The organism is Streptomyces sp. NPDC038280 (genome assembly GCF_055600045.1).
This window is the reverse complement of the sequence record NZ_JBVJYZ010000022.1, coordinates 93,643-102,423: the sequence shown is the minus strand read 5'-3', so window position 1 is coordinate 102,423 and position 8,781 is coordinate 93,643. Positions and strand designations below refer to the sequence as shown.

Annotated in this window: 9 protein-coding genes; 4 read left to right on the top strand and 5 right to left on the bottom strand. The window is 70.8% G+C overall.

Annotated features, from left to right (window positions below; genetic code table 11):
* Window positions 1–132: 132 nt before the first annotated feature.
* The 3 genes from ACZ7J0_RS30685 to ACZ7J0_RS30675 form a co-directional block, all read right to left on the bottom strand.
* Window positions 133–1,119 carry an RNA polymerase sigma factor SigF gene (locus ACZ7J0_RS30685; protein WP_470892835.1) on the bottom strand — a complete coding sequence of 329 codons (987 nt, stop codon included), beginning with the start codon at window positions 1,117–1,119 and terminating at the stop codon, window positions 133–135.
* A gap of 17 nt (window positions 1,120–1,136) precedes the next feature.
* Window positions 1,137–1,550, bottom strand: a complete 414-nt coding sequence (locus ACZ7J0_RS30680) for an ATP-binding protein (protein ID WP_019889334.1) — start codon at window positions 1,548–1,550, stop codon at window positions 1,137–1,139.
* Window positions 1,551–1,800: 250 nt separating this feature from the next.
* The gene (locus tag ACZ7J0_RS30675) at window positions 1,801–2,061 is read right to left on the bottom strand and encodes a UBP-type zinc finger domain-containing protein (protein ID WP_470892833.1); all 261 of its coding nucleotides are present in this window, start codon (window positions 2,059–2,061) and stop codon (window positions 1,801–1,803) included.
* Between the two features lie 36 nt (window positions 2,062–2,097).
* Here ACZ7J0_RS30675 and ACZ7J0_RS30670 point away from each other — a divergent pair, with 36 nt between their 5' ends.
* A complete protein-coding gene (locus ACZ7J0_RS30670; protein WP_470892831.1) occupies window positions 2,098–3,696 on the top strand; it encodes a Na+/H+ antiporter in 1,599 nt (532 codons plus the stop codon).
* On the opposite strand, the gene ACZ7J0_RS30665 is transcribed toward ACZ7J0_RS30670, so the two are convergent.
* A complete protein-coding gene (locus tag ACZ7J0_RS30665) occupies window positions 3,672–4,577 on the bottom strand; it encodes a 1-aminocyclopropane-1-carboxylate deaminase/D-cysteine desulfhydrase (protein WP_470892829.1) in 906 nt (301 codons plus the stop codon). The genes ACZ7J0_RS30670 and ACZ7J0_RS30665 overlap by 25 nt on opposite strands.
* 38 nt (window positions 4,578–4,615) lie before the next feature.
* A complete protein-coding gene (locus tag ACZ7J0_RS30660) occupies window positions 4,616–5,206 on the bottom strand; it encodes an N-acetylmuramoyl-L-alanine amidase (protein ID WP_470892827.1) in 591 nt (196 codons plus the stop codon).
* 253 nt (window positions 5,207–5,459) lie between these two features.
* Here ACZ7J0_RS30660 and ACZ7J0_RS30655 point away from each other — a divergent pair, with 253 nt between their 5' ends.
* From ACZ7J0_RS30655 to ACZ7J0_RS30645, 3 genes are all read left to right on the top strand, one after another.
* Window positions 5,460–6,884, top strand: coding sequence for a family 2B encapsulin nanocompartment shell protein (locus tag ACZ7J0_RS30655; RefSeq protein ID WP_470892825.1), 1,425 nt, complete (start codon window positions 5,460–5,462; stop codon window positions 6,882–6,884).
* A gap of 97 nt (window positions 6,885–6,981) precedes the next feature.
* The gene (locus tag ACZ7J0_RS30650; RefSeq protein ID WP_470892823.1) at window positions 6,982–8,025 is read left to right on the top strand and encodes a family 2 encapsulin nanocompartment cargo protein polyprenyl transferase; all 1,044 of its coding nucleotides are present in this window, start codon (window positions 6,982–6,984) and stop codon (window positions 8,023–8,025) included.
* Window positions 8,026–8,176: 151 nt separating this feature from the next.
* Window positions 8,177–8,764, top strand: coding sequence for a dihydrofolate reductase family protein (locus tag ACZ7J0_RS30645; protein WP_470892821.1), 588 nt, complete (start codon window positions 8,177–8,179; stop codon window positions 8,762–8,764).
* Window positions 8,765–8,781: the final 17 nt, after the last annotated feature.

Below are 8,781 nucleotides of genomic sequence, written 5' to 3'. Positions count from 1 at the left end.
CATGCCCGAGTAGCTCCGCTACGAGGGCATCCCGGCGCCTTGCGATCGCACGCACCGGACGCCGCGCGCCCCGCCCTTCGGGCGGACGGCCATACCTTCCGGACACTCCCTGGGGCGCCGCCCCGCCGGCTCCTACTCCTCCACCAGCAGCTTCTCCCGCAGCTGCGCCAGCGTCCTGGCCAGCAGGCGCGACACGTGCATCTGCGAGATGCCGACCTCCTGTGCGATCTGCGACTGGGTCATGTTGCCGAAGAACCGCAGCAGCAGGATGCGCTTCTCCCGCGGCGGCAGATCCTCCAGCAGCGGCTTCAGCGACTCCCGGTACTCGACGCCCTCCAGGGCCTCGTCCTCCGCGCCCAGCGTGTCCGCGACCGCCGGCGACTCGTCGTCCGTGTCGGGGACGTCCAGGGAGAGAGTGGAGTAGGCGTTGGCCGACTCCAGGCCTTCCAGGACCTCCTCCTCCGAGATGCCCAGACGCTCCGCGAGCTCGTGCACCGTCGGGGAGCGCCCGTGCTGCTGGGAGAGCTCGGCCGTGGCGGTCGTCAGGGAGAGGCGCAGTTCCTGGAGGCGGCGCGGGACCCGGACCGCCCAGCCCTTGTCGCGGAAGTGCCGCTTGATCTCGCCGACCACCGTCGGGGTGGCGTAGGTCGAGAACTCGACACCGCGCTCTGGGTCGAAGCGGTCCACCGACTTGATCAGGCCGATCGTGGCCACCTGGGTCAGGTCGTCCAGCGGCTCGCCACGGTTGCGGAAGCGCCGCGCCAGGTGCTCCACGAGCGGCAGGTGCATCCGCACCAGCTGATTGCGCAGCTCCGCCTTCTCCGGCGATCCGTCGGGCAGCTTGCGCAGCTCGATGAACATCGCCCGCGCTCCGCTCCGGTCATGCGGATCGTGGTGATGGTGGTGGTCGTGTGCCTGCTCGCTCATATGGGCCGCCCTCCCCCAAAGCTCCGCCTGGGAGGTACCCCCAGCCTGCGCCTGCGCCTGCTCCGTCGTGGCCGAAAGGCCGGTAAGCCCGTCCGGTCCACCGGGTGCGTCCGCGGGGTGCGGTCGCGCCTGCTGCTCCGGGATGCCCGTCGGGTCCGGGGCTCCGGCCGCGGAGCGTAGCTCGTTTCGCACGGGACCCTCCCCGTTCCTCACGCCGGACCTGGTCCCGCGCCGCGCTGTTTGTACAGGCTGATCGAGACCGTACGGTCGTCGGCGACGGACGACTCGACCTTTCCGGCCAGCGCCGAGAGCACCGTCCACGCGAACGTGTCCCGCTCAGGGGCCCGGCCGTCCGTCGTCGGGGCCGAGACCGTCACATCGAGCGAGTCGTCCACCAGCCGGAAGACGCAGCTGAGAACGGAGCCCGGTACGGCCTGCTGGAGCAGGATCGCGCAGGCCTCGTCGACCGCGATGCGCAGGTCCTCGATCTCGTCGAGGGTGAAGTCCAAACGCGCCGCCAAGCCGGCCGTGGCCGTACGCAGCACGGACAGGTAGGCACCCGCAGCGGGCAGCCGGACTTCCACGAAGTCCTGGGTCCCGGGCTCGCCTGCGATCTGGGACACCCTCACCTCCAAGGTGGCACAAGCTCTTTCGGGGCCCGGAGGAGAAAAAGGTCCCCCAGGCCGGGCGATACGCAGTGGTACGTAGTCCGCCGTGACGCTATCGCGATCCATGGTGCCGTGTCGCCGGGGGCCCCACAGTGGCTGGGCCTCGACGCTTGTCACTCATGGTAAGGCCATGAGTACGGACAGTGGCTAGGGGTCTGCGCCGCCCAATTGAGAGGAACCGGCGGAGCTTTGACGTACCCAGCTGTCAGACGATCGAACCGTCGGCGAAGCACCAGCGCCAGCTCTCACCGCGCTCGAAGCTCCGCATCACCGCGTGGCCGGTCCGCTGGAAGTGCCCCGTGGCGTGCCGGCCCACCGAGGAGTCGCAGCAGCCCACATGCCCGCATTCCAGGCAGAGCCGCAGTTGGACGGGGTGCGTACCGGCGGCCAGGCACTCCGGGCACGCGGCGCTCAGCGGTTCGGGCTCGGGGCGCGGCAGTTCGGCAACGTGGGGACACTCGCTCATGATTGCCAGGTTACGTTGCGAGAGACGGGGACCGAGATGGAAGCTTTGCCACTGGTGGCGCTGGTCGCGGCGAGTGCCGCGATCGCGGGGGCGGCCCGCAGGACGCCCGTGCCCGCGCCCCTGCTGCTGGTGACCGCGGGGCTCGCCGCCTCCTATGTGCCCGGGGTCCCCGACTACACGCTCGACCCGCACATCGTGCTTCCGTTGATCCTGCCGCCCCTGCTGCACACCGCGGCGGTGGAGTCGTCGTATCTCGATCTGCGCGCGAACATCAGACCCGTGGCCCTCCTCTCGGTGGGCTACGTCCTCTTCGCGACGCTCGCCGTCGGCTGGCTCGCCTACAGCCTCGTTCCCGATCTGCCGCTGACCGCCGCCCTGGTCCTGGGGGCGGTGGTGGCGCCGCCGGACGCGGTCGCGGCCACCGCCATCGCCCGCCGGCTGGGGCTGCCGCCCCGGATCACCACGATCCTGCAGGGCGAGTCCCTGGTGAACGACGCCACCGCGATCACGGCGTACAAAGTCGCGCTGGCGGCGGCCGTCGGCGAGGGCGTGAGCTGGGCCGGGGGTATCGGCGAGTTCGCCCTCGCCTCGCTGGGCGGCATCGGCGTCGGGCTGGTCCTGATGGTGCCCATCCACTGGCTGCGCCGGCACCTGCGCGAAGCGCTGCTGCAGAACACCCTCTCCCTGCTCATCCCCTTCATCGCCTACGCGGCGGCCGAGGAGGTCGGGGCGTCCGGCGTGCTCGCGGTCGTCACGGTCGCCCTCTACCTCGGGCACCACAACTGGCAGGTGGACTTCGCCACCCGCCTCCAGGAGGAGGCGGTGTGGAAGATGGTCGCCTTCCTGCTGGAGTCCGCCGTCTTCGCCCTGATCGGCCTCCAGCTGCCGTACGTGGTCGAGGGGCTCGGCCGGTACGGCATCGCGGAGGCGATCTGGTACGCGGTCGGAGTCTTCGTCGCCGTCGTCGTGGTCCGGTTCGTCTGGGTCTACCCGGCGACCTTCCTGCCCCGCCTCATGTCGCGGCGGATACGGGAGCGGGAGCCCGGGGTGGACTGGAAGGCCCCGCTGATCGTCGGCTGGGCCGGAATGCGCGGAGTGGTGTCCCTGGCGATCGCCTTCTCGATCCCGATGGTGGCGGACGGCGAACCCTTCCCGTCCCGCAACCTGGTCCTCTTCCTCACCTTCACGACCGTGATCGGGACGCTGGTGGTGCAGGGCCTCACCCTGCCGCCGCTGATCCGGCTCCTGAAGCTGCCCCGCCGGGACGCACAGGCCGAGACGCTCGCCGAGGCGCAGGCCCAGAGCGAGGCGTCGACCGCGGCCGAGCGGCGCCTGGAGGAGCTGCTCGCCGACGAGCGCAACGCGCTCCCACCGCCGCTCGCCGACCGGCTGCGGACCGTCATGGAGCGTCGGCGCAACGCGGTCTGGGAGCGGCTCGGGGCGGTCAACGAGTTCACCGGCGAGAGCGCGGACGACACCTACCGGCGCCTGGCGCGCCGGATGATCGACGCCGAGCGGGAGGTGTTCGTCCAGCTGCGGGACGCCCGGCGGATCGACGACGAGATGATGCGCACGCTGCTGCGCAGGCTGGACCTGGAGGAGGCGGCCGCCTACCGCGAGGAGTCGTCCGGCTGACCCGTGACCACGGCGGCGACGGTGGTTCCGGGGGAGAAGGCGCCCTCGGCCGCCAGCACAGTGAGTCCGTAGAGCAATTTGGCGACATAGTGACGTTCTACGGGCAGTCCATGGCGGTCTTCGAACTCCTCTGCGAAGGCGTCGAGCTCCGGGGTCGTGCGGGCGTAGCCGCCGCAGTGGAAGCGTTCGTCGAGGCTCCAGTCGCCGGACGCCCCGCCGAAGGCCCGCTCCTGGAGGGCGCGTATCTCGCCGCCGAGGAAGCCGCCCCTGAGGACGGGTATCCCGAGCGCCCGCTGCCCGGTGCCCAGCCCTGCGGCGAGCCCGGCAAGGGTGCCACCGGTCCCGCACGCCACCGCGACGACGTCGGCGGCCCCGGCCAGCTCCCGGCCGAGCTCGGCGCATCCCTGGGCCGCGAGGGCGTTGCTGCCGCCCTCGGGGACGACGAAACTGCCGGGCGGAGCATCCCGCAGGACGGCCGCCAGCACCTCCGGATCGGTCTTGGCGCGATAGGTCGCCCGGTCCACGAACAGCAGCTCCATCCCGTCCGCCACGCAGCGTGCCAGCGACGGATTGAGGGGCCGGCCGGCCAATTCGTCGCCCCGTACGACTCCGACGGTGGGGAAGCCGAGAAGCCGGCCGGCGGCGGCGGTCGCGCGCAGATGGTTGGAGTAGGCGCCGCCGAAGGTCACGACCGGGCGCCCGGCGGCGGCCAGCAGATTCGGGGAGAGCTTGCGCCACTTGTTGCCGGGCAGGGCGGGATGGATCAGATCGTCCCGCTTGAGCAGCAGCCGCACGCCGTACCGGGTGAAGCGCTCGTCCTCGACCGGCTCCAGTGGGGACGGGAGCCGGGGGTTCAGGGAGGCGAGGTCGAACGCGTTCACCCGGCCATTGTCACGTCCGGTGCCGGGTCAGGGGCGCGTCACTTCAGGCGCGCCCCGATCCGTGCCCGCATCGACTCCATGGTGAAGCCGCGCGGATCGACCTTGCCCGGTTGCCACTCTCGGTGACCGATGACCGAACGGGCCGTCCAGCCGTGGACCCGGCAGACCGCGGCGGCGGCCTTCTCGATCGCCTCCAGCTGGACGTCCGGCCAGGGGTCCTTGCCGTCGCCGAGGTTCTCGCACTCGAAGCCGTAGAAGTGCCGGTTCCCGTCCGTGTTGGCCTCGTTGTCCGGCGGAAGCCCCTTCTCCGCGATGACGGCACGCAGGACCTCGTCGTCACCGAGCCCGGCGTGGTTGGCCCGGCCGTAGCCGACCAGATGGACCCTGCCGTCCTTGGCGATGACACCGTGGCACAGCGGCCCCGGCAGGGCCGAGTGGCCGTCCCGGCAGATCTGGACGGTGCTGTCGGTGCCATGAGTGACGGTGTGGTGGATCATCACGCCGTGAACGGGGCCCCAGGGGCCCTTGTGGTTGCGGTTGTGGTGTCGCCAGTCGCCGACCTCGACGACCGAGAGGCCCTCGTCGCGCAGCGCGTCGATGAACCTGCTCGCGGACATGGGTGAGGCCATGACCGCCTCCTTTCGCTGGTACCGCTTGTACCGGAATACGGACGTCCGGGGCCATGCGTTCGGACGGCGTGCGAGCCGATCCGGACAGCGGCGCGGATACCGGGCCTTCCGGGCGTTCCGCCGCAGGAGTGGAAAAGCGCGTGTCATGCCCGCCCGTGCGTGATCCAGTCCCACTCATTTGTGTAATGGCGCGCGCACGCTCCGTGCTGAAAGGCTTCTCCTGCAGGTCGGCTCATGATCGAGAGGGAGATCCATGTCGGTTGGTTCGGTAGGCACGGTTGGCGACGGGACCCGCGCGGATCAGGCACCACCGCAGCAGAGTCTTGGTACGGCCGCCGCGCGGAACCTGGCGACCACCACCAAGTCCGCGCCGCAGATGCAGGAGATCACCTCCCGGTGGCTGCTGCGGATGCTGCCGTGGGTGCAGGTGCAGGGCGGCACCTACCGGGTGAACCGGAGGCTCAGCTATTCCGTCGGTGACGGGCGGGTGACGTTCGTCCAGACCGGCGACCGGGTCGCCGTCATCCCCGCCGAGCTCGGTGAGCTCCCCGCCCTGCGTGGCTTCGCGGACGAGGCGGCCCTCGCCGAACTGGCGCAGCGCTGCACTCAGCGGAACTTCGCGGAGGGCGAGGTGATCGCCAACCGCGGCGACGGCACGGACCGGGTGTACCTGCTGGCGCACGGGCGCGTCGAGCAGCTCGGGGAGGGGCCCTACGGCGGCGAGGCGGTCATCGACGTCCTCGCCGACGGGATGTACTTCGGCGACGCGGGCCTCCTCGACGGGCAGGCGACCTGGAAGTACACCGCGCGTGCGGCGACCGCCTGCACGATCCTCGAACTCACCCGCGCCGACGTCCAGAACCTGGCGGAGCGGGCCACGTCACTCGCCGAGCACCTCGCCTCGGTCGCCGCGCTGCCCCACCAGCGCACCAACAAGTACGGCGAGGCGGCCATCGACCTGTCGGCCGGCCATGTCGGCGAAGCCGTCGTGCCCCACACCTATGTGGACTACGACGCCGCGCCGCGCGAGTACGAACTGAGCGTCGCCCAGACCGTGCTGAAGGTCCACAGCCGCGTCGCCGACCTCTACAACCAGCCGATGAACCAGACCGAGCAGCAGTTGCGGCTCACGGTCGAGGCGCTGCGCGAGCGCCAGGAGCACGAGCTCATCAACAACCGGGAGTTCGGCCTCCTCTCCAACTGTGACTACGGACAGCGGCTCCAGCCCCACGACGGCGTGCCGAGCCCGGACGACATGGACGAACTGCTGTCCCGCCGGCGGGGCTCCAAGCTGTTCCTCGCCCATCCCAAGGCCATCGCCGCCTTCGGCCGCGAATGCAACAAGCGCGGACTGGTCCCGGAGAGCGTCGAGATCGGCGGGCACCACGTGCCCGCCTGGCGCGGGGTGCCGATCTTCCCGTCCAACAAGATCCCCATCTCCGACGCCCGCACCACCTCGATCATCTGCATGCGTACCGGCGAGGCCGACCAGGGTGTGATCGGGCTCCACCAGACCGGCATCCCGGACGAGATCGAACCCAGCATGTCGGTCCGCTTCATGGGCATCGACGAGCAGGCGATCATCTCGTACCTGGTCACGGCGTACTACTCGGCCGCGATCCTGGTCCCCGACGCGCTCGGTGTCCTGGAGAACGTGGAGGTCGGCCGCTGGCGCTGACGTGTGCTCGGGGCGGCCGCCTCCGCGCGGGCGGCCGCCCCGGCCGGCCCACCGGTTCCGCAGTGACGGACATGCTGTGAAGGAAGTGACCGTGACCATGACCCGCACGGATGCCACGACCGACGGCCAGGGGGCCGTGGCACTCCTCGACCACACCCGCACCGTCGTCACTCCCCAACTCCGTGACGCCGTCGCGTCCTTGCCGGGCTCCCTGCGGCGCGTGGCGATGTATCACTTCGGCTGGGAGCACGCCGACGGCACCCCGGCCGCGGGCCAGGCGGGCAAGGCGATCCGGCCGGCCCTGGTGCTCGCGGCGGCGGGCGCGCTGGCCGGCGACCCCGGCCAGGCCGTACGGGCGGCGGCCGCCGTGGAGCTCGCGCACAACTTCACCCTGCTCCACGACGACATCGTCGACGAGGACCCGACGCGCAGGCACCGGCCCACCGCCTGGACCGTGTTCGGCATTCCGGACGCCCTCATCGCGGGCGACGCGATGCTCGCGCTCGCACTGAGGCTCCTGGCGGAGGACGGGCATCCGGCGTCCGCCGCGGCCTCGGCCCGGCTCGGGGCCTGTGTGATCGAGCTCTGCGCGGGACAGCAGGCGGACTGCGCCTTCGAGCACCGGGGGCCGCACGAGGTCTCACTGGACGAATGCCTGGCGATGGCGACCGCCAAGACGGGTGCGCTACTCGGCTGCGCCTGCGCTCTCGGGGCGCTGTACGCGGGTGCGGGGGAGGAGGAGGTCGCGGCGATGGACGCGTTCGGCCGGGAGGCGGGTCTCGCCTTCCAGTTGATCGACGATCTCATCGGGATCTGGGGTGATCCCGGACGCACGGGCAAACCGGCCGGTGCGGATCTGGCCGCGCACAAGAAGTCGCTGCCGGTGGTGGCGGCCCTCGGCTCCGGGCTGAAGGCCGGTGCGGAGCTGGCGGAGCTGTACCGGCTGCCGGTGCTGGACGAGGAGGCGGTGCGCCGGGCGGCCGACGCCGTGGAGCGGGCCGGCGGCCGTGACTGGGCTCAGACCCAGGCGGCGGACCGGATGGGCCGGGCGCTGCAGCATCTGTCCCGGGCGGTGCCGGACCTCTCGGCTGCGGGGGACCTGCTGGCACTGGCGGAGTTCGTCACCCGCCGGACCAGGTAGGTCGGGCACGGGGAGGGGACCGGCGGGCTTGCCGGGAAAATAGTGCTTGCGCTTACCACTACAGGTGAAGCACTATGACCGTCGTGGTTGCGGCGCTGCGGGCAAGAGCGCCGGGACTCGTCCCCATCACCCCGAGACAAAGAGGACCGGTTTGCGCAAGCTCACCTACTTCATCGCCTGCACCATCGACGGCTTCATCGGCGACCCGGGCGGCGATGCCACGTCCACGTACCAGTACGTGGCCGGGGAGTTCGTGGAGTACTTGAAGACGGAGTACCCGGAGACCATCCCGACCCAGGGCCGGCCCGTGCTCGGTATCGACCCCGACGCCGGGAGCCGGCACTTCGACACCGTGATCCAGGGGTTGAACTCCTACAAGGTGGGCCTGGACGTCGGGATCACCAGTCCCTACTCCCATCTGCGCGAGTTCGTCGCGACGCGCTCGCTGGAGAAGTCCCCCGATGTGAAGGTCGAGCTGATCGCCGACGACCTCGTCGGCCGCGTGAGGCAGCTCAAGGCCGAGGACGGCCCGCTCGGCATCTGGCTCTGTGGCGGATCCACCGTCGCCGGCCAGCTGATCGACGAGATCGACGAGCTGGTCATCAAGACCTATCCGCAGGTCTACGGCGCGGGTATGCCGATGTTCGGAGCCGACTTCGCCGTTCGTGAATTCGAGCTCGGCGCGGTGCGCTCGTTCGACAACGGCGTCCTCGTCCGTACGTACACCAGGAAGCGGTGACGCGTCCGACTGCCTAC

Coding starts and splice junctions, on each gene's coding strand:
- ACZ7J0_RS30675 (WP_470892833.1), bottom strand. CDS start 2,061: ATGAGCGAGTGTCCCCACGTTGCCGAACTGCCGCGCCCCGAGCCCGAA.
- ACZ7J0_RS30670 (WP_470892831.1), top strand. CDS start 2,098: ATGGAAGCTTTGCCACTGGTGGCGCTGGTCGCGGCGAGTGCCGCGATC.
- ACZ7J0_RS30660 (WP_470892827.1), bottom strand. CDS start 5,206: ATGGCCTCACCCATGTCCGCGAGCAGGTTCATCGACGCGCTGCGCGAC.
- ACZ7J0_RS30655 (WP_470892825.1), top strand. CDS start 5,460: ATGTCGGTTGGTTCGGTAGGCACGGTTGGCGACGGGACCCGCGCGGAT.
- ACZ7J0_RS30650 (WP_470892823.1), top strand. CDS start 6,982: ATGACCCGCACGGATGCCACGACCGACGGCCAGGGGGCCGTGGCACTC.